Source organism: Pseudomonas sp. Z3-6 (genome assembly GCF_051131985.1).
Lineage (GTDB): Bacteria > Pseudomonadota > Gammaproteobacteria > Pseudomonadales > Pseudomonadaceae > Aquipseudomonas > Aquipseudomonas zanjanensis.
The window spans coordinates 5,203,483-5,224,419 of record NZ_CP071644.1 but is presented as its reverse complement, the minus strand read 5'-3'; the positions used below and the strand labels follow the sequence as shown (position 1 = coordinate 5,224,419).

Annotated in this window: 20 protein-coding genes; 12 read left to right on the top strand and 8 right to left on the bottom strand. The window is 62.1% G+C overall.

The genetic code is table 11. From position 1 onward, the window contains the following. Nucleotides 1-12 precede the first annotated feature (12 nt). Nucleotides 13-300, top strand: a complete 288-nt coding sequence (locus J3P88_RS22575; protein ID WP_003199006.1) for a SelT/SelW/SelH family protein — start codon at nucleotides 13-15, stop codon at nucleotides 298-300. On the opposite strand, the gene J3P88_RS22570 is transcribed toward J3P88_RS22575, so the two are convergent. Together J3P88_RS22570 and J3P88_RS22565 are read right to left on the bottom strand one after the other, a co-directional pair. Continuing rightward, on the bottom strand, nucleotides 294-1,184 hold the full coding sequence (locus J3P88_RS22570) for a DMT family transporter (RefSeq protein ID WP_186704632.1): 891 nt from the start codon (nucleotides 1,182-1,184) through the stop codon (nucleotides 294-296). The two genes, J3P88_RS22575 and J3P88_RS22570, sit on opposite strands and share 7 nt — an antisense overlap. A 219-nt stretch (nucleotides 1,185-1,403) precedes the next feature. Further along, a complete protein-coding gene (locus J3P88_RS22565; protein WP_434576586.1) occupies nucleotides 1,404-2,153 on the bottom strand; it encodes an AraC family transcriptional regulator in 750 nt (249 codons plus the stop codon). A gap of 134 nt (nucleotides 2,154-2,287) precedes the next feature. Here J3P88_RS22565 and J3P88_RS22560 point away from each other — a divergent pair, with 134 nt between their 5' ends. After that, on the top strand, nucleotides 2,288-3,106 hold the full coding sequence (locus tag J3P88_RS22560; RefSeq protein ID WP_434571713.1) for a UDP-2,3-diacylglucosamine diphosphatase: 819 nt from the start codon (nucleotides 2,288-2,290) through the stop codon (nucleotides 3,104-3,106). A 150-nt stretch (nucleotides 3,107-3,256) separates the two neighbouring features. On the opposite strand, the gene J3P88_RS22555 is transcribed toward J3P88_RS22560, so the two are convergent. Next, nucleotides 3,257-3,841, bottom strand: a complete 585-nt coding sequence (locus tag J3P88_RS22555; RefSeq protein ID WP_186704634.1) for an HD domain-containing protein — start codon at nucleotides 3,839-3,841, stop codon at nucleotides 3,257-3,259. A 12-nt stretch (nucleotides 3,842-3,853) separates the two neighbouring features. Further along, nucleotides 3,854-4,165, bottom strand: a complete 312-nt coding sequence (locus J3P88_RS22550; RefSeq protein ID WP_434571711.1) for an Mpo1-like protein — start codon at nucleotides 4,163-4,165, stop codon at nucleotides 3,854-3,856. Between the two features lie 158 nt (nucleotides 4,166-4,323). Between J3P88_RS22550 and J3P88_RS22545 the strand changes: the two genes are divergently transcribed. Then, the gene (locus tag J3P88_RS22545) at nucleotides 4,324-5,385 is read left to right on the top strand and encodes an AraC family transcriptional regulator (protein WP_186704636.1); all 1,062 of its coding nucleotides are present in this window, start codon (nucleotides 4,324-4,326) and stop codon (nucleotides 5,383-5,385) included. On the opposite strand, the gene J3P88_RS22540 is transcribed toward J3P88_RS22545, so the two are convergent. After that, complete coding sequence (locus J3P88_RS22540; protein ID WP_186704637.1) at nucleotides 5,342-6,796, bottom strand: TrkH family potassium uptake protein; 1,455 nt, start codon at nucleotides 6,794-6,796, stop codon at nucleotides 5,342-5,344. The two genes, J3P88_RS22545 and J3P88_RS22540, sit on opposite strands and share 44 nt — an antisense overlap. Nucleotides 6,797-6,957: 161 nt before the next feature. Between J3P88_RS22540 and J3P88_RS22535 the strand changes: the two genes are divergently transcribed. Further along, nucleotides 6,958-7,521 carry an NAD(P)H nitroreductase gene (locus J3P88_RS22535; protein WP_434571708.1) on the top strand — a complete coding sequence of 188 codons (564 nt, stop codon included), beginning with the start codon at nucleotides 6,958-6,960 and terminating at the stop codon, nucleotides 7,519-7,521. A 196-nt stretch (nucleotides 7,522-7,717) separates the two neighbouring features. Here the strand turns inward: J3P88_RS22535 and J3P88_RS22530 are convergent, their stop codons facing one another. The 3 genes from J3P88_RS22530 to phhA form a co-directional block, all read right to left on the bottom strand. Continuing rightward, on the bottom strand, nucleotides 7,718-8,911 hold the full coding sequence (locus J3P88_RS22530) for an amino acid aminotransferase (RefSeq protein ID WP_434571706.1): 1,194 nt from the start codon (nucleotides 8,909-8,911) through the stop codon (nucleotides 7,718-7,720). Beyond that, on the bottom strand, nucleotides 8,911-9,267 hold the full coding sequence (locus J3P88_RS22525) for a 4a-hydroxytetrahydrobiopterin dehydratase (RefSeq protein WP_003184087.1): 357 nt from the start codon (nucleotides 9,265-9,267) through the stop codon (nucleotides 8,911-8,913). Before J3P88_RS22525 ends, J3P88_RS22530 begins: the two co-directional genes overlap by 1 nt. A gap of 99 nt (nucleotides 9,268-9,366) precedes the next feature. Continuing rightward, nucleotides 9,367-10,152: a phenylalanine 4-monooxygenase gene (phhA, locus tag J3P88_RS22520; protein WP_186704640.1), complete on the bottom strand. Its 786-nt coding sequence runs from the start codon at nucleotides 10,150-10,152 to the stop codon at nucleotides 9,367-9,369. Nucleotides 10,153-10,550: 398 nt separating this feature from the next. Between phhA and J3P88_RS22515 the strand changes: the two genes are divergently transcribed. The 8 genes from J3P88_RS22515 to J3P88_RS22480 all read left to right on the top strand — a co-directional run bounded on the left by J3P88_RS22515 (nucleotide 10,551) and on the right by J3P88_RS22480 (nucleotide 20,889). Beyond that, entirely contained in the window at nucleotides 10,551-12,110 is a 1,560-nt protein-coding gene (locus tag J3P88_RS22515) for a sigma-54-dependent transcriptional regulator (protein ID WP_434571704.1), read from the top strand. 337 nt (nucleotides 12,111-12,447) lie between these two features. Next, nucleotides 12,448-13,185, top strand: a complete 738-nt coding sequence (locus J3P88_RS22510) for a flagellar basal body rod protein FlgF (protein ID WP_186704642.1) — start codon at nucleotides 12,448-12,450, stop codon at nucleotides 13,183-13,185. A 49-nt stretch (nucleotides 13,186-13,234) separates the two neighbouring features. Next, nucleotides 13,235-14,020 (top strand): flagellar basal-body rod protein FlgG, encoded by a 786-nt coding sequence (gene flgG / locus J3P88_RS22505; protein WP_053120245.1) that lies wholly within the window; start codon nucleotides 13,235-13,237, stop codon nucleotides 14,018-14,020. A gap of 67 nt (nucleotides 14,021-14,087) precedes the next feature. Continuing rightward, nucleotides 14,088-14,783 carry a flagellar basal body L-ring protein FlgH gene (flgH, locus tag J3P88_RS22500; protein ID WP_186704643.1) on the top strand — a complete coding sequence of 232 codons (696 nt, stop codon included), beginning with the start codon at nucleotides 14,088-14,090 and terminating at the stop codon, nucleotides 14,781-14,783. A gap of 60 nt (nucleotides 14,784-14,843) precedes the next feature. Then, nucleotides 14,844-15,914: a flagellar basal body P-ring protein FlgI gene (locus tag J3P88_RS22495; RefSeq protein WP_161798353.1), complete on the top strand. Its 1,071-nt coding sequence runs from the start codon at nucleotides 14,844-14,846 to the stop codon at nucleotides 15,912-15,914. A gap of 11 nt (nucleotides 15,915-15,925) precedes the next feature. Then, entirely contained in the window at nucleotides 15,926-17,233 is a 1,308-nt protein-coding gene (flgJ, locus tag J3P88_RS22490; RefSeq protein ID WP_434571702.1) for a flagellar assembly peptidoglycan hydrolase FlgJ, read from the top strand. A 10-nt stretch (nucleotides 17,234-17,243) separates the two neighbouring features. Continuing rightward, nucleotides 17,244-19,310, top strand: a complete 2,067-nt coding sequence (flgK, locus tag J3P88_RS22485) for a flagellar hook-associated protein FlgK (protein ID WP_434571700.1) — start codon at nucleotides 17,244-17,246, stop codon at nucleotides 19,308-19,310. 13 nt (nucleotides 19,311-19,323) lie between these two features. After that, entirely contained in the window at nucleotides 19,324-20,889 is a 1,566-nt protein-coding gene (locus tag J3P88_RS22480) for a flagellar hook-associated protein 3 (protein WP_434571698.1), read from the top strand. Nucleotides 20,890-20,937: the final 48 nt, after the last annotated feature.

The window sequence follows — 20,937 nt, the reverse complement described above, 5'->3', positions numbered from 1 at the left end:
AGTCCACCCGCCATGACCGAACACAAACCGGAAGTCGTCATTACCTATTGCACCCAGTGCCAATGGTTGCTGCGCGCCGCCTGGCTGGCCCAGGAACTGCTGAGCACCTTTGGCGACGACCTGGGCAAAGTGTCCCTGGTGCCGGGCACCGGCGGTGTATTCCACATCAGCTGTGACGGTACGCAGATCTGGGAGCGCAAGGCCGATGGCGGTTTCCCCGAGGCCAAGGTCCTCAAGCAGCGGGTCCGCGACCGGATCGACCCGGAGCGGGACCTGGGCCACAACGATCGGGTTCAGTGAGACGCGGCTTGGGTCTCCACCCGCGGTTTTTTCGAGCCGCCCAGTTGGCTTGAGATCACGATGGCCGTGATGATCACCACGCCGCCCAGCAACATGCGCAACGTCGGGCGCTCGTCGAACAGCCACCAGGCCATGGCGATGCCGTAGACCGGTTCCATGGCAAAGACCACCGCCGCCGTGCGGGCCTTGATCACGGCCAGGCTGGCGACGAACAGGCTGTGGGCCAGGCCGGTGCAAAACACGCCGAGCAAGCCGATCCACAACCAGTCGATGGGACGAACGTCGCTCAATTGCGGTGCGGCCACCGGCAGCAGGCACAACCCGACCACCACGTTCTGGCACAGCGCGGCCTGTACCGGCGGCACATGGGCGGAACCAGCACGGTTGGTCAATGACAACAGCGAAAACAGCAGCCCCGAGGCCACGGCCCAGAGCAAGCCGGTGGTGGCACCGCTGGCCAGGTCGAAGCTCGGCGTGACCAGCACCAGGCCGACGCTCACCAACACCACCAGCCAGATCTCATTGGCGCGAATCCGCTCGCGGAAGATCAGCCCCTCGAGCAATACCGTGAAGGCCGGAAAACTGGCGAACCCCAACGTCGCGATCGCCACGCCGGCCACTTTCACAGCGATGAAGAAACTCACCCAATGCCCGGCCAGCAACAGGCCGCCCAGCAGCAATCGCCGACCATCCTCGGCCCGCAGTTTCTGCCAGCGGCTGCGGCTGGCGAACCGGGCAAACACCGCCAGGGCCAGCACGGCGAAGACGGCGCGGCCGAACACGATGACCGCTGGCGAGGCTGCGGCGAGTTTGCCGAAGACACCGGTCAGGCCAAACATGAGTGCGCCAATGTGCAGGGCGCCGAGGGCAGTACGAGGCGTCATTTCGATCCTTTCAACAGACAGTGGGGCAACTGGTGAATGTCTTCTGTGGGAGCGAGCCTGCTCGCGAAAGCGCTGGTCCAGGCAATGCAGATATTGACTGACAGATAGCAATCGCGAGCAGGCTCGCTCCCACAGGGCTGTTCCCCTCACAGATTGCAGTATTTAAGCGCGGTTGAGGCGGCTGTGTCTGTCGCGATCCTAGCGATTTTTAGCGCGAACCTAGCGCTGATGCCGCAGCTTGCCCGGCGTGGCGCCGAATTCGCGCAGCACCGCCGCGGCGAAAGCACTCTGGGAGCTGTAGCCGACCTGATGGGCGATCTCGCCGATGGGCAGGTCCGACTCCCGCAACAACGCCACGGCCTGGTGCAAGCGGCGGCTACGGATGTACGCCATCGGGGTTTGCCCGCACTCGGCGATGAAACGCGCGTGCAGGCGGGCACTGGAAAGGCCGGCGACCCGTGCCAGGTCCGCCACTTGCAACGGGTAGGCCGCGTTCTGGTCGATGTGGGCGTTGAGCGCGGCATAGGGCAGGCGCCGGCCACCGAGGGTTTCCCGGCGAACGCCGTTGAGACTCGCCAGCAGCAGTACTGCGCCTTGCTGGGCGATCACCGGGTCGTCCACCGGGCTGCCCGCCAGCCAACTGACCAACTGGCTTTGCCCCGCGTCCAGGGGCAGGCGAACGCTGTCGTCGAGCAAGCGGCGGCTGGCGTCGGCGTGATTCCCCAGGCATTGTCCGACCCAGTCGTCACTTGGCACATCCAGTACCAGGCAGCGGCTGCCGTGGGGGCTGCCACAGCCATGATGGGCGCCGGCAGGTACCACCACGAAACTTTGTTGCACCACTTGGCTGCCACGACCTTCGACCTCGAAGTCCAGCGCGCCGGACAACCCGAACACCAGCTGCGCGTGGTCGTGGCTGTGGGCGATCAAGTCGTGGCTGTAGTGGCGTAGCGTGAGGTTCGGTCGCATCGCGGTCTCCCGTGTCAGGCCGCCAGCATACACCGAGGGGCAACGCCCGGCGCTGTCATGCAATGGACTTGTGTTTGTCATAGGCCATTAACCGCTGGGGTGCACAGTGGCGAAAACGATCAGAGGGTTGCCCAATGACCAGCGCCGAGCTCGCCAAACCCAGCCGCAAGCAGCGTGTACGCACCCTGTGGATCTCCGATGTGCACCTGGGCACCCGGGACTGCCAGGCCGAGCACCTGTCGCAGTTTCTCAAGGGCTACCACGCCGACAAGATCTACCTGGTGGGGGACATCATCGACGGCTGGAAGCTGCGCGGTGGCATGTATTGGCCCCAGGCTCACACCAACGTCATTCGCCGCTTGCTGACCATGAGCAAGCGCGGTACCGAAGTGATCTACATCACTGGCAACCATGACGAATTCCTGCGGCGCTATTCGAAGCTGATCCTGGGCAATATCCAGTTGGTGGACGAAGCGGTGCACGTCACCGCCGATGGCCGGCACCTGCTGGTGATCCATGGCGACCAGTTCGATGTCATCACCCGTTACCACCGTTGGCTGGCGTTCCTAGGGGACTCGGCCTACGAATTCACCCTCACGCTGAACCGCTGGCTCAACCACTGGCGGGCCCGTTATGGCTACGGTTACTGGTCGCTGTCGGCGTATCTCAAGCACAAGGTGAAGACGGCCGTCAGCTTTATCAGCGACTTCGAAGAAGCCATCGCCCACGAGTGCGTGAAGCGCGAATTGCATGGCGTGGTCTGTGGGCACATCCACCATGCCGAGATGCGCAAGGTGGGCGAGGTGGAATACCTCAACTGTGGCGACTGGGTCGAATCCTGCACGGCGCTGATCGAACACTGGGATGGGACGATCGAGTTGTATCGGTTGGCGGACGCCCAGGCGCGGGAGGCGCTGGCCAAGACTGAGTTGAAAGTGACTGAGCCTGCCTAGGCCAGCCTGCCTGCTTCGCAAGCCCACATAGTGTTTTTGTGGCGAGGGAGCTTGCTCCCGCTGGCTGCGCAGCAGCCCTGGAAAAGAGGGGCGCTTCGCGCCCAGCGGGAGCAAGCTCCCTCGCCACGGGTTTTCCTGCGTCCGTTGGATTCAGGCTTGCTCCGCCATCGCCGCCTTGTAGATCGATTGCTTCGGCGCGGCAAACAGCCTTTCCAGCATCGGCTCGAAGAAGCTCAACGGCAATGTGTCGTACTCGGGATCGAACGCCGCCGCGTCGTATTTCGCACAGAAATCAATGGTCGCCTGGTACTGCGGATGTTCGAAAAACTGCTCGCGCAGGTGCCGGTCCATGCCCAGGTGATGGAAGAAGTAATAACCCTGGAAAATCCCGTGCTTCTCCACCATCCACAGGTTTTCGGCGCTGACGAAGGGCTTGAGGATCGCCGCGGCGATGTCCGGGTGGTTATACGAACCCAAGGTGTCGCCGATGTCGTGGAGCAGGGCGCAGACCACATATTCCTCATCGCGCCCGTCACGGTAGGCACGGGTGGCGGTTTGCAGGGAGTGGGTCAGGCGATCCACCGGGAACCCGCCGAAATCGCCGTCCAGCAATCTTAAGTGGGCCAGGATCCGGCCCGACAACTGTCGCGCGTAGGCGCTGAAGTCGGCCGCGATGATCGCCCAATCTTGCGCAGTGCCTTCTTGCATGTGGGTGAAGCGTGCGTGGTTGCTCATCGACACTCCTTATCAGAACGCGACCTTGCCCAGCAGCATGTCGCGGTACATGACGAAATCACCGAGCAGGCTGTAGAGCGGATGCTGGAAGGTGGCGGGACGGTTCTTTTCGAAGAAGAAGTGCCCGACCCAGGCAAAGCCGTAGCCGGCCACCGGCAGGGCGACCCACAGCCACCAGGCGCCCACGACGAGGGCCATGACGAATACCAGGATGACCAGGGAGGTGCCGATGAAATGCAATCGTCGGCAGGTGCTGTTGCTGTGTTCGCTGAGGTAATACGGATAGAACTCGGCGAAGGTATTGAATTGTCTGGCGTTTCCCACGACGCGCTCCCTGTGATTATTGTTCTGGGTCGATATCGAAAAGTCTTTGACGATAAGTCTAGGGCGGCCATTCGTAACAGCCAGTGACAATCAGCGCCACTTTAGTATCCTTCGCAAATCCAGCCGTACCCTGCGGCTCGTCATGCAAGTAAAACGTCATGAGCGAACGAACGACTTCTTCAAGCTGGGCGATGGGGATTGTCAAGGCGTTGGAAATGGACGGCCTGGATTGTCGGGCGCTGTTCAATCAATTGGGGCTGGATTTCGATGCGCTGGACGATCCGGATGCACGGTTCCCCCAGGACTCGATGACGCGGCTCTGGCAACGGGCGGTGGAGTTGTCGGGCAACCCGGCCATTGGCTTGAACATGGGCAAGGTGGTGCGCCCGGCCTCGTTCCATGTGGCGGGCTACGCTTTGATGTCCAGTCGCACCCTGGTGGAGGGTTTCCAACGGCTGGTGCGGTACCAGCGGATCATCGCCGAAAGCGCCGACTTGAGTTTCCGCCCGTTGGAAGGCGGCTATGGGCTGATCCTGACCGTGCATGGCGACCATCTGCCCCCGACCCGCCAAAGCGCCGAAGCTTCCCTGGCCTGTGCGCTGGCCCTGTGCAGCTGGTTGACTGGGCGCACCCTGCATCCGGTAAAGGTGCTGTTCCAGGGCGCCGAACCCTCGGACCCGGCGCCTTATCAGCGAGCTTTTCACGCGCCGTTGGTGTTCGGCGCTCCTTACGACGCGCTGATCTTCGAACGGGCCGACATGGAGGCGCCGCTGCCAACGGCCAATGAAGCCATGGCGCAGTTGCACGATCGGTTTGCCGGGGAATACCTCGCGCGTTTCTCGGAAAGCCGCGTGACCCACAAGGCACGACAAGTCTTGTGTCGGTTGTTGCCCCAGGGGGAACCCAAGCGAGACGTGGTGGCGCAGACGTTGCACCTGTCCCAGCGCACCTTGCAACGGCGCTTGCAGGAAGAGGGCACCAGTTTCCAGAGCCTGCTGGAGGACACCCGCCGCGAGCTGGCCGAGCAGTACCTGGCACAGCCGGGCATGACGCTGCTGGAAATCGCCTACCTGTTGGGATTTGCCGACCCGAGCAATTTTTTCCGGGCCTTTCGCCGCTGGTTCGACACCACGCCCGGCGAATACCGGGCGCGATTGGCGAGCCAGCCTGAACCGGTCAGTGACGCCAGAACGCCGGGATACACAGCACGAACACGGTGATGATCTCCAGCCGGCCCAGCAGCATGCCCCCCGACAGAATCCACTTGGCGGCGTCCGGCAGCGGTGCGAAGTTGCCGGCCGGCCCGATGGTTTCCCCCAGCCCCGGGCCGACGCCCGACACGGTACTGGCCGCACCGGTCAACGCCGTCATCCATTCCACGCCCAACAGCGACAGCAGCAGGGCGATCACGCAGATCGTGATGGCGAAGAAGAACGAGAACGTCAGGATCGAGCGGACGATTTCCTCGTCGAGGCGATGACCGTTGTATTTTTGCTTGATCACCGCACGGGGATGGATCAATTGATTAAGGTTGGCCCGCAGCAGGATGTAGGCGACTTGGAAGCGAAAGATCTTGATCCCGCCGGCCGTCGAACCCGAGCAACCGCCGACGAACCCCAGGTAGAAGAACAGCATCAGCGAAAAATTGCCCCACAGGCTGTAGTCGCCGAGGGCGAAGCCGGTGGTGGTGACGATGGACGTCACGTTCAGCGCCACGTGCCGCAGGGCGTCCAGCCAATGCAGGTCGGTGGTCGCCCAATACCAGGTGCCGAGCACCAGCCAGGTCACCAGCAGCACGCCAATGAGCCCCTGGACCTGCTGGTCCTTGATCAACGCCCGGCGATTGCCCCGCAACATCGAGACGTACAGGGCAAACGGCAGGCTGCCGAGGATCATGATGACGATGGCGACCCAGTGCACCGCCGGCTGGGTCCACTTGGCCAGGGACAGGTCCGAGGTGGAGAAGCCGCCGGTGGAAATCGCCGACATCGAATGGTTGATGGCATCGAACAGGCTCATCCCGGCCCACCAGAGCGCCAGGGTGCCAAGAATGGTGATGCCCACGTAGGCCGCCACGATCAATCGCGCCACCATGTGGGAGCGGGGCATGACTTTTTCCGAGCGGTCCGATGACTCGGTCTGGAACAGCCGCATGCCACCGATGCGCAGCAGGGGCAGGATCGCCACCGCCATGCCGATGAAGCCGATACCGCCGAGCCAGTGCAGCAGCGAGCGCCACATCAGGATGCCCGGCGACATATTGTCCAGGCCGCTCAGGACGGTGGCGCCGGTGGCGGTGATGCCCGACATGCTTTCGAAGAACGAATCCGTATAGCTGATGTGCTGGGTCAGTAGGAACGGCAGCGCAGCGAAGATACACACCACCAGCCAGCTGCTGACGGTCAGCAGGTACATGTCCCGCGGCCGCAGGTGGATGTGTTCCGGGCGCCCGGGAAGTACCAGCGCCAGGCCGGCGAGGAACGTGATCATGCTCGACCAGAGGAACGACGGCAGGTCGCCAGTGCGCTCGAAGATCATCAGCGTGACCATGGGCACGACCATGAAGATCGCCAGGGTGATCAGGAAGATGCCGATGATGAAACCGATGATTCGCAGGGTCGGCAACGCCATGAAGTCCGCTCAGGCTGAAAGGGAAGGGCGCCATTCTACCTGCGGCCAGCGTCCTGTAAACCGGCACTCGGCGGCGCCTGGCTGCCTGGCCACGGAATTTGCGCTAACGGACTCGCCGCACAGCCACTAGAATAGCTGGACATTTTTTCAGGAGGTGGCCGATGCAGGCTCTCGACGCTTTGCTCAACCGTGTTTCCGTCCCGCGCCTGGTGGAGCCGGCACCCACGCCGGAACAGCGCGAGCTCATGTTCGCCGCAGCCATGCGGGCACCGGATCACGGCCAGTTGCGGCCATGGCGCTTCTTGACGGTGGAAGGGCAGGCGCGGCATCGCATGGGCGAACTGCTGGCCGAAGCGGCAAAGTTCAATGACCCGCTGGTGCCCGAAGCCGTCGTGGAAAAGGCCCTCAATGGCCCATTGCGCGCGCCCCTGGTCGTGGTGGTGATCGCCCGTCTGCAGGCCCATTTCAAAATCCCGAAATCCGAGCAACTGCTGGCGGCCGGCTGCGCGGCCCATGGCATCCTGCTGGCCGCGTATGCCCAGGGGATTGGTGGCGTGTGGCGCACCGGCGAACTGGCGTACTCGCCACATGTGGCCCGGGGGCTTGGCCTGGAAGATGGGGAGGAAGTGATCGGTTTCCTCTACCTGGGCACGCCGCAGAAAGAAGCGCGTACCGCACCGCAGGAAGATGTGGAGCAGTTTGTCCGGGAGTGGACGGGCCAATAACGGCTCAAGGGCGGCGGATGACTTGAGGCTGGTTTGATCCACCGTGGCGAGGGAGCTTGCTCCCGCTGGGCGGCGAAGCCGCCCCAAGTGGAACAGCGCCATCCCTCAGGCACACCGCGCCAGGCCAGTTTACGACTGCTGCGCAGCCGAGCGGGAGCAAGCTCCCTCGCCACACAATCAACAGCCGACGGTGGTGTTATCTGCACGCGTCGGCAATCGCCTCGGCCAGCAAGTCCAGGCGCGTGGCATCGATACCGGCCACGTTGGCCCGGCCGGTGCCGACCATGTAGACGCTGTGGCGTTCGCGCAGGTGCTTGACCTGTTCCGGCGTCAGGCCGGTGTAGGAAAACATCCCGCGTTGCACGCCGATATGGGCGAAGCGCTCGCGCAGACCATGGGGTTCGAGGGCTTCCAGCAAACCGCTGCGCAATTGCGCGATGCGCAGGCGCATGGCCTGGACTTCATCGGCCCACAGGCTCTTGAGTTCCGGGTTGCCGAGGATGGTCGCCACCACGGCTGCGCCATGGTCTGGTGGCGTCGACCACAGGTTGCGGGCGATGTTGGCCAATTGGCTGCGGATATCGATCAGTTTTTCGCCATCCCGGGCGCAGACGATCAATGCACCCGTACGGTCGCGGTACAGGCCGAAGTTCTTCGAACAGGAGCTGGTAATCAGCACTTCCGGCAACGCTTCGGCAAATAGCCGGACCGCCCAGGCGTCCTGTTCCAAGCCATCGCCAAAGCCTTGGTAGGCGAAGTCGATCAGCGGCAGCAGGTCGCGGCTGCGCACTACTTCCAGCAGCTGCTGCCATTGCTCATGGGACAGGTCGAACCCTGTCGGGTTGTGGCAGCAGGCATGCAGCAAGACCACATCGCCTTTGGGCGCTTGGTTCAGGGTTGCCAGCATCGCCTCGAAATCCAAGCGGTTATCGGCGCCCACATAAGGGTAATGGCTGACCTTGATCCCGGCCGTGGCGAAAATGGTTTCGTGGATCGGCCAGGTCGGGTTGCTCAGCCAGACGCCACGGCCCGGCAGGCACTGGGCGATGAAGTCGGCGCTCAGGCGCAGGGCACCGGTGCCGCCGGGTGTCTGGGTGGCGCCGGCGCGTTTTGCGCTGATCATCGGCGAGTCGGCGCCCAGCACCAGCTCATTGATCAACTGGCCGAACGCGGCGTCGCCATGACCGCCGATGTAGGTCTTGGTGACCTGGCGATCCACCAGTCGCTGCTCGGCCTGCTTCACCGATTGAAGAATCGGCGTCAGGCCTTGGGCATCCTTATAGACGCCCACGCCCAGGTCGAACTTGCTCGGGTTGCTATCCGCCCCGTAGGCCTCCATCAGGCCGAGGATCGGGTCGCCGGGTACCCGGCCGATGGCGTCGAAATGCATTACTTGCGGCCCTCGGCGGTCTTGGCCACGTCATCGGTGCGAGCGGCCATGATGAAGTCGTTGCGGTGCAGGCCCTTGATGGAGTGGCTCCACCAGGTCACGGTGACTTTGCCCCACTCGGTGAGCAGGCCTGGGTGGTGGCCTTCGGCCTCGGAGATCTCGCCAACGGCGTTGGTGAACGCCAGGGCGTGCTTGAAGTTCTTGAACAGGAAAACTTTTTCCAGCTGCATGACGCCGTCGCGCACTTCGATGTTCCAGTCCGGGATCTGTTTGATCAACACCGGCAATTCTTCGTCGCTGACTTGTGGGGCATCGGCGCGGCAGGCTTCGCAGTGGGCTTGGTTCAGAGTGTTCATGGTGTGTTCCTGGATCGAATATTTGAAAAACGTCGATGCACCCACGCTAAAGCAAAGCCGCGTCGTGCAACAGACTCAATTGGGATTAAAAGACGCGGTTCACGCCGCTTTGGGCGGAAATTTCGGGGCGTGCAGGCCCAGTTCCCGACCGCGCTTGACCATGCCCATGATGTCTTCGTGGGCCAGGTCGAACAGGCGCTTGAGTTCGGGCAGCACGAAATACACCGGTTGCAGGATGTCGATGCGATACGGCGTGCGCATGGCTTCCAACGGATCGAAGGCCTGGTGCTCGGGCTCGTCGGACAGGCAGTACACGGTTTCCTTGGGCGACGAGAGGATGCCTCCGCCGTAGATGCGTCGGCCCTGCGGGGTCTGCACCAGGCCGAACTCGATGGTCATCCAATACAGGCGCGCCAGGTAGACGCGTTCTTCCTTGGAAGCCTGTAGGCCGAGTTTGCCGTAGGTGTGGGTAAATTCGGCAAACCAAGGGTTGGTCAGCAACGGGCAGTGGCCAAAGATCTCGTGAAAAATGTCCGGCTCTTGCAGGTAATCCAGTTCTTCACGGGTACGAATAAAGGTCGCCACTGGAAATTGCTTGCTGGCGAGCAATTCGAAGAAGGTCTGGAAAGGGATCAGCGCCGGCACGCGGGCGACTTGCCAGCCCGTGGTCTCGCCCAGCACTTTGTTGACTTCGTCCAGTTGCGGGATGCGGTCGTGGGGCAGGCCCAGCTTGTCGATGCCGTCCAGGTATTCCTGGCACGCACGGCCTTCGATGACTTTGAGCTGGCGGGTGATCAGCGTGTTCCACACCGCGTGTTCTTCAGCGGTGTAGTGGATAAAACCTTGCGCATCGGGCTCGCGGGCCACGTATTGCGTCTGCTTCATGCTGCTCTCCTGCTGATTTCCCTCAGGGGGAAGATGCGTTTGTTGTTATGTCGAGCGATGCATTAGAGATAACCCGAAGCGGCGATGTGTGCATCGGCTTGGCGAGGATGGATTGGGCGAACGACGGGTTGAATCGTAAAGTTTTCGTTACGATTTGGCGGGCGGTACGATCTTTCCGGGATTTTCGGGTGGGAAATGGCCTACATCTGTCACATAATCTTGACGATTATTTGCATTGCCACGCCGAAAAAACTTTGTGGCGAGGGAGCTTGCTCCCGCTGGGGCGCGAAGCGGCCCCTGTTTTGGGTCTGCTGCGCAGCCCAGCGGGAGCAAGCTCCCTCGCCACAGAGGGGCTGGAATGGCGTGCTTTTCTATCTCATATGCACCTGGGCCCTTTCATGCGCATCAAAGTCCATTGCCAGAACCGCATCGGCATCCTCCGGGACATCCTCAACCTGTTGGTGGAGTACGGCATCAACGTCGCCCGGGGCGAGGTCGGTGGCGAGCACGGCAATGCGATCTACCTGCACTGCCCGAACCTGATCAACATCCAGTTCCAGGCGTTGCGTCCGAAATTCGAAGGCATCGCCGGGGTGTTTGGCGTCAAGCGAGTAGGGCTGATGCCCAGCGAGCGTCGGCACATGGAGCTCAACGCCTTGCTCGGCGCCCTGGAGTTTCCAGTGCTGTCCATCGACATGGGCGGCTCCATTGTCGCGGCCAACCGGGCGGCGGCGCAGTTGCTCGGGGTGCGGGTCGACGAGGTGCCGGGGATTCCCTTGTCACGCTACGCCGAGGATTTCGACTTGCCGGAACTGGTGCGCGCCAACCAGTCGCGCATCAACGGCCTGAGGGTCAAGGTCAAGGGCGACGTGTTCCTGGCCGACATCGCGCCACTGCAATCGGAACACGACGACAGCGAAGCCATGGCCGGTGCGGTGTTGACGTTGCATCGGGCCGACCGCGTGGGTGAACGGATCTATAACGTGCGCAAGCAAGAGTTGCGTGGCTTCGACAGCATTTTCCAGAGCTCGAAGGTGATGGCGGCGGTGGTCCGTGAGGCCCGGCGCATGGCACCGCTGGACGCGCCGCTATTAATTGAAGGCGAAACCGGCACGGGCAAGGAACTGCTGGCCCGGGCTTGTCACCTGGCGAGCCCGCGCGGGCAATCGCCCTTGATGGCACTCAACTGTGCCGGGCTGCCGGAGTCGATGGCCGAGACCGAGCTGTTCGGCTACGGCCCCGGCGCATTCGAAGGGGCGAGGGCCGAAGGCAAGCTCGGCCTGCTGGAACTGACCGCTGGAGGAACGCTGTTCCTCGACGGTGTGGGGGAGATGAGCCCGCGCCTGCAAGTGAAACTGCTGCGCTTCCTGCAGGACGGATGCTTCCGGCGTGTCGGCAGCGATGAAGAGGTGTACCTGGACGTCAGGGTGATCTGCGCCACCCAGGTGGACTTGTCCGAACTCTGCGCCCGAGGCGAATTTCGTCAGGATTTGTACCACCGCTTGAATGTGCTCTCCCTGCACATCCCACCCCTGCGCGAATGCCTCGATGGCCTGGCACCGCTGGTGGAGCATTTCCTCGACCAGGCCAGCCGCCAGATCGGCTGTGCACTGCCCAAGCTGGCGCCGGCGGCCATGGACCGCCTCAGTCATTACCATTGGCCGGGCAACGTCCGGCAATTGGAAAACGTGCTGTTCCAAGCGGTTTCCCTGTGCGATGGCGGGAAGGTGAAAGCCGAGCACATCCGCCTGCCGGACTACGGCGTGCGCCAGCCCCTTGGCGATTTCTCCCTTGAGGGGGGCTTGGACGAGATCGTTGGGCGTTTCGAGAAAGCGGTGCTGGAGCGCTTGTATTCCGAACATCCCAGCAGCCGGCAACTGGGCAAGCGGCTGGGGGTTTCCCATACGACCATTGCTAATAAATTGCGCGAATACGAAGTCGGCAAAACCGAGCCATAGTTGCTTGCTCTCGGTGCTCATGCGGCCTTATCGCGAGCAGGCTCGCTCCCACAAGATTACTGATTGCTCACAAATCATTGGAGCACTGGAGGTCCAATGTGGGAGCGAGCCTGCTCGCGATGACGGCAGAGGCCATTACCCAAGGAAAAGCATTGCCACGAACCGGCACAACACCGCCGGTTTTTCGTCTTCGATACCTTCCCCAAATCCCTTCCAGAACCCTCAAGTCCTTTGTTTCCAGGACCCAGGGGCGCCAGAAAAAAGTTGGTCTGCAAATTGCTTAAGGCTGTGCAACACAGCAGTGGGCGGCAAACGTCCGGCATGCAGAGGAACGACAGTGGACAAGTACCTTTATGTGGCAATGACCGGCGCCAGCCAGAACGCACTGGCGCAGCGGGCCCATGCCAACAACCTGGCGAACATCTCCACCAATGGTTTTCAGAAAGACCTGGAGCAGGCGCGCTCGATGCCGGTGTTCGGCGACAGCTTTCCGGCGCGGGCGTTTGCCCTCTCCGAGCGTCCTGCCACCGATTTCACCCCGGGTGCGCTGATCGAGACCGGTCGCGATCTGGACGTGGCGGTCAGCGGGCCGGGCTGGATGGCCGTGCAGAACCCCGATGGCGGTGAAAGCTACGTGCGCACCGGCAGCCTCAATGTCGACGCCCTGGGCGTGCTGCGGGCCGGCAACGGCATGCCGGTGATGGGCAATGGCGGTCCGATCGCCGTGCCACCCGAGCAGAAAATCGAAATCGGCCAGGACGGCACCATCAGCATCCGCGCCATGGGCGAAGGCCCGCGGGTGATGGCGGAAGTGGACCGCATCAAGCTGGTCAACCCAGACCTCAGGACCATGACCAAGGGCCTGGACGGCTCGATCCGGACCAAGGACGGCCAGCCGGCGCCCATCGACGGCAACGTGCAATTGGTGTCCGGGTTCCAGGAGGCGAGCAACGTCAATGCCGTGGATGAAATGACGTCGGTGCTGGCCCTGGCCAAGCAGTTCGAGCTCCACGTCAAGATGATGAACACCGCCAAAGAAGGCGATGAAGCCATGGCTCGGGTCTTGCAGATCTAACTATTAATTACAGCGTCGCGCCGAAAAACAGGCGTACGAGGAGAATCGAATGCTTCCGGCTCTTTGGGTTGCCAAAACAGGTCTGTCCGCCCAGGACACCAACCTTTCCACCATTTCCAACAACTTGGCGAACGTCTCGACCACGGGTTTCAAACGTGATCGCGCCGAGTTCCAGGACTTGCTCTACCAGGTAAAACGCCAGCCAGGCGCCCAATCGACCCAGGACAGCGAATTGCCGTCGGGCCTGCAAGTGGGTACCGGTGTGCGCATTGTCGGCACCCAGAAAAACTTCAACGCCGGCAGCCTGCAAACCACCGAGCAGCCGCTGGACATGGCCATCGACGGCCGCGGTTTCTTCCAGATCCTGCAGCCGGACGGCACCACGTCCTACACCCGTGACGGTACCTTCCACCTCGACTCCAACGGCCAGATCGTCAACGCCAGCGGTTTCGCCCTGGAACCGGCCATCGTCATCCCGAACGATGCCCAGACTTTCACCGTGGGCCGTGACGGCACCGTGTCCATCACCGTGGCAGGCAACCCGGCCGCCCAGGTTATCGGCAACCTGCAGACCGCCGACTTCATCAACCCGGCCGGCCTGCAAGCGGTGGGCAACAACCTGTTCCTGGAAACCGCTGCCAGTGGCGCGCCGCAAGTCGGCACCCCAGGCTTGAACGGCTTCGGTACCACGCTGCAGAACACCCTGGAAACCTCCAACGTGAGCACGGTCGAGGAGATGGTCAACATGATCACCACCCAGCGTGCCTACGAGATGAACTCCAAGGTGATCTCCACCGCCGACCAGATGCTCTCGTTCGTTACGCAGAATCTGTAACCGCGTCGTCCGTCATTACGTAGACAGGGCGGCCCCAGGGTCGCCTGCAACACCAAGAGGTAGGGTCATGAAACGCTTCGTATCTGTTCTGGCACTGAGTGGGATTACCGCACTCGCGGGCTGTGTTGCGCCAACGCCACGGCCCAATGACCCGTATTACGCTCCGGTGTTGCCGCGTACGCCGTTGCCGGCTGCCGCCAACAATGGTTCGATCTACCAGGCCGGCTTCGAGCAGAACCTGTACAGCGACCGCAAGGCCTTCCGGGTCGGTGACATCATCACCATCACCCTGAACGAGCGGACCCAGGCCAGCAAGAACGCCAACTCGCAGATCGACAAGACCAGCGAGACCAGCGTCGGCCTGACCTCGCTGTTCGGCTCCAGCCTGACCACCAACAACCCGATCGGTGGCGGCGACCTGAGTCTCAATGCCGGCTACGGTTCCGATCGATCGAGCAAAGGCGACAGCCAGTCCGGCCAGAGCAACAGCCTGACCGGCTCGATCACCGTGACCGTCGCCGATGTGTTGCCCAACGGCATCATCGCCGTGCGCGGCGAGAAGTGGCTGACCCTCAACACGGGCGATGAGCTGGTGCGTATCGCCGGCATGGTTCGCGCCGATGATATTTCCACCGACAACACTGTCCCATCGACCCGCGTGGCCGATGCGCGCATCACCTATTCGGGCACTGGTGCCTTTGCCGATGCGAGTCAGCCAGGTTGGTTCGACCGTTTCTTCCTCAGCCCGAAGTTCCCTTTCTAGGTGGCCAAGTTGAATCTCAAGCGGTTGAATCTTAAACAGCTGTTGATCGGTGCCCTGGTGATGTCGGCAGCCTTCACCGCTCAAGCCGAGCGTCTGAAGGACATCGCCAGCATTTCCGGCGTGCGTTCCAACCAGTTGATCGGCTACGGCCTGGTCGTGGGCCTGAACGGCACCGGTGACCAGACCACCCAGACCCCGTTCACCTTGCAGACCTTCAACAACATGCTGTCGCAGTTCGGCATCAAGGTGCCGGCCGGCTCCGGCAACGTGCAGTTGAAGAACGTCGCGGCGGTATCGATCAGTGCCGATCTGCCGGCATTCGCCAAGCCCGGCCAGCAAGTGGATATCACCGTTTCGTCGATCGGTAACTCCAAGAGCCTGCGTGGCGGCACCTTGTTGCTGACGCCGCTCAAGGGGATCGACGGTAACGTCTACGCCATTGCCCAGGGCAACCTGGTGGTGGGCGGTTTTGATGCCGAGGGTCGCGACGGTTCGAAGATCACCGTCAACGTTCCGTCGGCCGGTCGCATCCCGGGTGGTGCGTCGGTGGAGCGTGCGGTGCCGAGCGGTTTCAACCAGGGCAACAGCCTGACACTGAACCTCAACCGTTCCGATTTCACCACGGCCAAGCGCATCGTCGACAAGATCAACGACATGCTTGGCCCAGGCGTGGCCCAGGCCATCGACGGCGGTTCGATCCGCGTCACCGCGCCACTGGATCCGAGCCAGCGCGTCGACTACCTGTCGATCCTGGAAAACCTCGAAGTCGACCCGGGCCAGGCGGTGGCAAAAGTCATCATCAACTCCCGTACCGGCACCATCGTGATCGGCCAGAACGTCAAGGTTTCGCCGGCCGCCGTGACCCACGGCAGCCTGACCGTGACCATCACCGAAGACCCGATCGTCAGCCAACCGGGGCCATTATCCAACGGCCAGACCGCCGTGGTTCCGCGTTCGCGGGTCAATGCCGAACAGGAAGCCAAGCCGATGTTCAAGTTCGGCCCGGGCACGACCCTGGATGAAATCGTCCGGGCGGTGAACCAGGTCGGCGCGGCGCCGGGCGACTTGATGGCCATTCTTGAAGCCTTGAAGCAGGCCGGCGCGTTGCAAGCCGACCTGATCGTGATTTAAGGAAAACGGTCATGGTGGATATGCGCAAAGGCGCCTTGATCAGCGGGGATTCGGGGTCCTACTCGGACCTGAATCGCCTGAACCAGCTCAAGGTCGGCGACAAGAACAGCGAAGGCAACCTGCGCAAAGTGGCGCAGGAGTTCGAGTCGCTGTTCCTCGGCGAAATGCTCAAGTCCATGCGTTCGGCCACCGAGGCGCTGGGCAAGGACAATCCGATGAACACGCCGGAAGCCAAGCAATACCAGGAAATGTACGACCAGCAGTTGGCCGTTTCCATGTCCCGCGAAGGCGGTGGTATCGGCCTGGCCGATGTGCTGTTGCGCCAGATGTCGAAGAACAAGCCATTGGTGTCCGGCGAGGCGGCGACATTGTCGGCTGCCAAGCAACAAGAGGCGCAGGACACAGTCGCCAAGGCACCGGTGCCGACGCCAGTGGCGGCCGGGACCCTGCCTACCGATGGGCCGTTGTCGCGTACCAGTGGCCAGCGTCCGTTGTGGGCTTCGCGGGCCGTGAATGCACCGCAAGGGGCCGAGGGCGTCCACCGTAACGACATGGAACTGCTCAACCAGCGGCGCCTGGCCCTGCCACCGAAACTGGCTGACCGCCTGCTCGCCGGGTTGGTGCCTTCGGCAGCGGCCAATGCCGACGCCCCTGCGCAGAACCTGCTGCCGGATCGTGCCATCGCCGCCGTCAAGCCGGCCACCGGCGAACTGGCCAATGGCGACTGGCTGGCCGCGCTCAAGGCGTCCGAGCCCAAAGGCGACATGCAGGTCTATGGTCGCGCCGTGGCCCAGCCACCGCTGGCGCCAGCGCGCAAGGCCTTCCGCGATGCCGATGAATTCGTCAATGCCATGCTGCCAATGGCCAAGGAAGCCGCCGACCGCATCGGTGTCGACCCACGTTACCTGGTGGCCCAGGCCGCCTTGGAAACCGGTTGGGGCAAATCGGTGATGCGCCAACCCGATGGCAGCAGCAGCCACAACCTGTTCGGCATCAAGGCCAGCAAGAATTGGACGGGCGATTCGGCGCGGGCGATCACCAGCGAATTCCGCAATGGCGAGATGGTCAAGGAGACGGCCGAGTTCCGTTCCTACGCCTCGTACCGCGACAGTTTCCATGACTTGGTCAATCTGTTGCAAAGCAACAGCCGCTATCAAGAAGTGCTGAAGTCGGCCGATAAACCGGAACAGTTTGTACGCGAGTTGCAGAAGGCCGGTTACGCCACCGACCCGAACTACGCCAGCAAGATTTCGAACATAGCCCGGCAGATGACGAGTTACCAAAACTACGCATCGGCTGGTGCCACCACGACTTTATAAGGTCTGAACCATGAGTTTGCTCAATATCGGGATGTCGGGTCTGTCCGCAAGCCAGACCGCACTGGTGACCACGGGTAACAACATCGCCAACGTCGATACCGCCGGGTATTCGCGTCAGCAGACCGTGCAGACCACCAAGGCGTCGAACCAGTACGGCAACGTGTTCATCGGTTCCGGCACGACCCTGGCCGATGTGCGCCGGGTGTATAACTCGTATCTTGAAGCGCAACTGAAGACCACCACCTCGCTCAACAGCGATGCGGCGGCCTACCAAGGGCAGATCACGCCGCTTGACTCCCTGCTGTCGGACAGTGGCACCGGCCTCAACGGCGCGCTGACCAAATTCTTCGCCTCGGTGCAGAACGTCAACGCCAAGCCGGGCGACGATGCGTCCCGCCAGTTGCTGCTCAGCGATGCTCAAGCCCTGAGCAACCGTTTCAATTCGGTTGCCAGCCAGCTGACCGCGCAGAACGAAAACATCAATGGCAACCTGTCGAACATGGTCGACCAGATCAACAGCCTGGCCACCACCGTTGCCCAGTTGAACAAGAAAATCGCCGAAGTCTCCAATTCTGGAGGCGCGCCGAACGATTTGCTCGACGCGCGCAGCGAAACCATTCGCCAACTGTCGACCTTCACCGGCACCCAAGTCGTCGAGAACGGCAGTAGCCTGGACATCTACCTCGGTTCCGGCCAGCCGCTGGTGATGGGCAACATCACCAATAAACTCGAAGCGGTGCCGGACAAGAACGATCCGGGGCGCATCGGCATCCAGCTCAACAGCGGCTCCAGCGTCATGGACCTCACCCAGGTGATGACCGGTGGCGAGATCGGTGGCCTGATGCGCTACCGCAGCACCGTGCTCGACCCGGCCATGAACGAGCTGGGCCGCGTGGCCCTGGTCGTCGCCGATCAGATGAACAGCATCCAGGCCTCGGGCATCGACAAGAACGGTGCGTTTGGTTCCAACCTGTTCAGCAGCATCAACAGCGCCGCGCAGATGAGCCAGCGCAGCGTCGCCTCGCTGGGCAACAGCGCAGGCTCCGGCAACTTCAATGTGTCCATCGAAGACACCGGCAAGCTGACCACCAACGACTACAAGATCACCTTCACCAGCGGCACCAACTACACCGTACAGCGCCTGCCTGATAACACCTCCCTGGGCGCGTTCAGCACGACGACCACGCCAGCGCCGGTCGTCGATGGCTTCTCGCTGACCTTCGCCAATGGCACTGCGGCCGCCGGCGATTCGTTCAAGATCACCCCGACCCGCAACGCGGCGGGCAGCATCAAGACCGAGATGACCGACTCCAAGCGGCTGGCGATTGCTGCCCCGCTGGGCGCCGCCATCACGCCGGGCGGCAGTGGCACGCTGACCATTCCGGCCAGCGGCCAGCCGACCATGACGACGAAGCTGGACATCTACGACGAGGCCACCACCAGCATCATCCAGAACGGCATCAAGAATTCCATGCCGGTCAAGGTGGTGTTCGGCGCGACCTCGACTGATGGCACGAGCCAGGCTTATCAGTTGCTCGATGCCAAGGGCGGATTTATCAGTGGCGGCACGATCAAACCCGGTCAGAGCAACACCCTGAGCCTGAGTGTTCCGCTCAAGGATGCCAGCGGCAACCCGATCATGGATTCGTCCGTACCGCCGGTGCAGCGTACTGTCACTTTTGACATGTCCATCGCTGGCACGCCCTCCCAAGGTGCCGGCATCGATATAAGCCTTAGCCAGCCGGGCAGCCTGGACAACCGTAACGGTACCGTCCTGGCCGGCTTGCAGACCGCCAAGACCGTGGACACCAACTCTGCCAGCAAAGGCATTTCCCTGAACGATGCCTACGGCAAGCTGGTTGAAGGCGTCGGCGCCAAGGCTGCCCAGGGCAAGCTCGACAGCGCCGCCACCGGTGCAATCCTGGACAATGCCAAGAACGCCCGCGATTCGTTGTCCGGCGTGGACCTGGATGAAGAAACCGGCAACCTGGTCAAGTTCCAGCAGTACTACACCGCGTCTTCGCAGATCATCAAGGCTGCGCAGGAAATCTTCAGCACATTGATCAACAGTCTTTAAGGAGCCGTAGCCCATGCGCATTTCTACTTCTCAGTTCTACGAAAGCACGGCTGCGAACTACCAGAAAAACTTCGCCAATGTGGTCAAGACCAGCGAAGAGGCCAGCAGCCTGGTGCGGGTGAACACCGCCGCCGACGACCCGGTGGGGGCTTCGCGTCTGCTGCAACTGGGTACACAGGCTTCGATGCTGGCCCAGTACGAAACCAACACCAACACCATCAAGGCCACCTTGGGCACCACCGAAGCGGTGATGACCAGCATCGGCAACGTGTTGCAGCGCGCCAAGGAATTGGCCGTCGGTGCGGGTAACGCCGGTTACACTGATGCCGATCGCCAGGCCAACGCTTCGGAGCTGGCGCAGATCGAAGAACAATTGCTGAGCCTGATGAATAGCAAGGACGAAAACGGCAAGTACATCTTTGCCGGTTCCAAGGGTGACACCATCCCGTTTACCCGCAACACCGATGGCAGCTACAGCTACAACGGCGACCAGGTGACGCTCGACCTGCCGATCGGCGACACCATGTCGATGGCCACCAACAGCACTGGCTGGGAAGTGTTCCAGCAGGCCGTCAATACCAGCCGCAGCCAGGTCACCCGCACCGCGCCGCCGGTGGATGACGGACGCGTGGTCTTGTCCGACGGCCAGGTGTCGTCCAGTGTCAGCTACAACAGCAAGTTCCGCAGCGGAGAGCCGTACACCGTTGAGTTCACCAGCGGCACGCAACTGAAAATTACCGACGCGCTCGGCAATGACGTGACCGCCGAAGCCAGCCAGGGTGGCGCGTTCGACCCTAACAGCAAGAGTGGGCAGGCGGTCCAGTTCCGTGGTGTGGAACTGACCCTGAACATCAATCTGCAAGCGGGTGACGTCCCGGGCACCGTGTTGCCAGGCCATACTTTCACCCTGGCTGCCAAGCCGGACACCTTTGTTCCGATGCGCAGCCCCGGCAACCCGACCGCAGTGCAGATCACCGGCAGCGAGATCACCGATCCGGTGGCGTACCACGCCAGTTTCCCTACCGGGGCGGCCGTGTTGAAGTTCACCAGCGCCACCGATTTCGATCTCTACGCAGCACCGCTGACGGCTAACAGCCAACCCGTATCCAGTGGCACCCTGGCTGGCAACGTCGCAACAGCGTCGGGCGTTAGCTTTACCCTGAACGGTACGCCAGCCGCAGACGATCAGTTCAGCATCGCGGTCAACACCCACGAAACCCAGAACGTCCTGGACACCGTGAATCAGTTGAAGACCGCGTTGAGCACGCCGACTAACAACGATCCTATTGCGCTGCAGAAGCTGCAGGCTTCGCTGGCGTCCGGTATCGGCAACCTGGCGAGCGGCACCGATCAATTGTCCAGCGCCCTGAGTTCGGTGGGTGGTCGTGGTGCTGCTCTGGATACCCAGAGCGATACCAACCAGAGCTTGATCCTGGCCAACAACCAGACCCAATCGTCGATCCGCGATTCCGATGCGGCCGAGGTGATGACCCGCCTGACGTTGCAACAGACCATGCTGCAAGCCTCGCAACTGGCGTTCAGCAAGATCGCCCAGTTGGGTCTGTTCAACAAGATCTGAGCCGGTATCGACCGAGCCGCCAACCGTCTTTTTTTAAGCGGTTCCGGG

What these genes read in the sequence shown, in the direction of transcription:
- phhA (WP_186704640.1), bottom strand. Translation starts at nt 10,152, where the DNA reads ATGAAGCAGACGCAATACGTGGCCCGCGAGCCCGATGCGCAAGGTTTT.
- J3P88_RS22545 (WP_186704636.1), top strand. Translation starts at nt 4,324, where the DNA reads ATGAGCGAACGAACGACTTCTTCAAGCTGGGCGATGGGGATTGTCAAG.
- flgH (WP_186704643.1), top strand. Translation starts at nt 14,088, where the DNA reads ATGAAACGCTTCGTATCTGTTCTGGCACTGAGTGGGATTACCGCACTC.
- J3P88_RS22560 (WP_434571713.1), top strand. Translation starts at nt 2,288, where the DNA reads ATGACCAGCGCCGAGCTCGCCAAACCCAGCCGCAAGCAGCGTGTACGC.
- J3P88_RS22480 (WP_434571698.1), top strand. Translation starts at nt 19,324, where the DNA reads ATGCGCATTTCTACTTCTCAGTTCTACGAAAGCACGGCTGCGAACTAC.
- flgG (WP_053120245.1), top strand. Translation starts at nt 13,235, where the DNA reads ATGCTTCCGGCTCTTTGGGTTGCCAAAACAGGTCTGTCCGCCCAGGAC.
- J3P88_RS22495 (WP_161798353.1), top strand. Translation starts at nt 14,844, where the DNA reads ATGTCGGCAGCCTTCACCGCTCAAGCCGAGCGTCTGAAGGACATCGCC.
- J3P88_RS22515 (WP_434571704.1), top strand. Translation starts at nt 10,551, where the DNA reads ATGCGCATCAAAGTCCATTGCCAGAACCGCATCGGCATCCTCCGGGAC.
- flgJ (WP_434571702.1), top strand. Translation starts at nt 15,926, where the DNA reads ATGGTGGATATGCGCAAAGGCGCCTTGATCAGCGGGGATTCGGGGTCC.
- J3P88_RS22535 (WP_434571708.1), top strand. Translation starts at nt 6,958, where the DNA reads ATGCAGGCTCTCGACGCTTTGCTCAACCGTGTTTCCGTCCCGCGCCTG.
- J3P88_RS22540 (WP_186704637.1), bottom strand. Translation starts at nt 6,796, where the DNA reads ATGGCGTTGCCGACCCTGCGAATCATCGGTTTCATCATCGGCATCTTC.
- J3P88_RS22555 (WP_186704634.1), bottom strand. Translation starts at nt 3,841, where the DNA reads ATGAGCAACCACGCACGCTTCACCCACATGCAAGAAGGCACTGCGCAA.
- flgK (WP_434571700.1), top strand. Translation starts at nt 17,244, where the DNA reads ATGAGTTTGCTCAATATCGGGATGTCGGGTCTGTCCGCAAGCCAGACC.
- J3P88_RS22565 (WP_434576586.1), bottom strand. Translation starts at nt 2,153, where the DNA reads ATGCGACCGAACCTCACGCTACGCCACTACAGCCACGACTTGATCGCC.
- J3P88_RS22530 (WP_434571706.1), bottom strand. Translation starts at nt 8,911, where the DNA reads ATGCATTTCGACGCCATCGGCCGGGTACCCGGCGACCCGATCCTCGGC.
- J3P88_RS22575 (WP_003199006.1), top strand. Translation starts at nt 13, where the DNA reads ATGACCGAACACAAACCGGAAGTCGTCATTACCTATTGCACCCAGTGC.
- J3P88_RS22570 (WP_186704632.1), bottom strand. Translation starts at nt 1,184, where the DNA reads ATGACGCCTCGTACTGCCCTCGGCGCCCTGCACATTGGCGCACTCATG.
- J3P88_RS22525 (WP_003184087.1), bottom strand. Translation starts at nt 9,267, where the DNA reads ATGAACACTCTGAACCAAGCCCACTGCGAAGCCTGCCGCGCCGATGCC.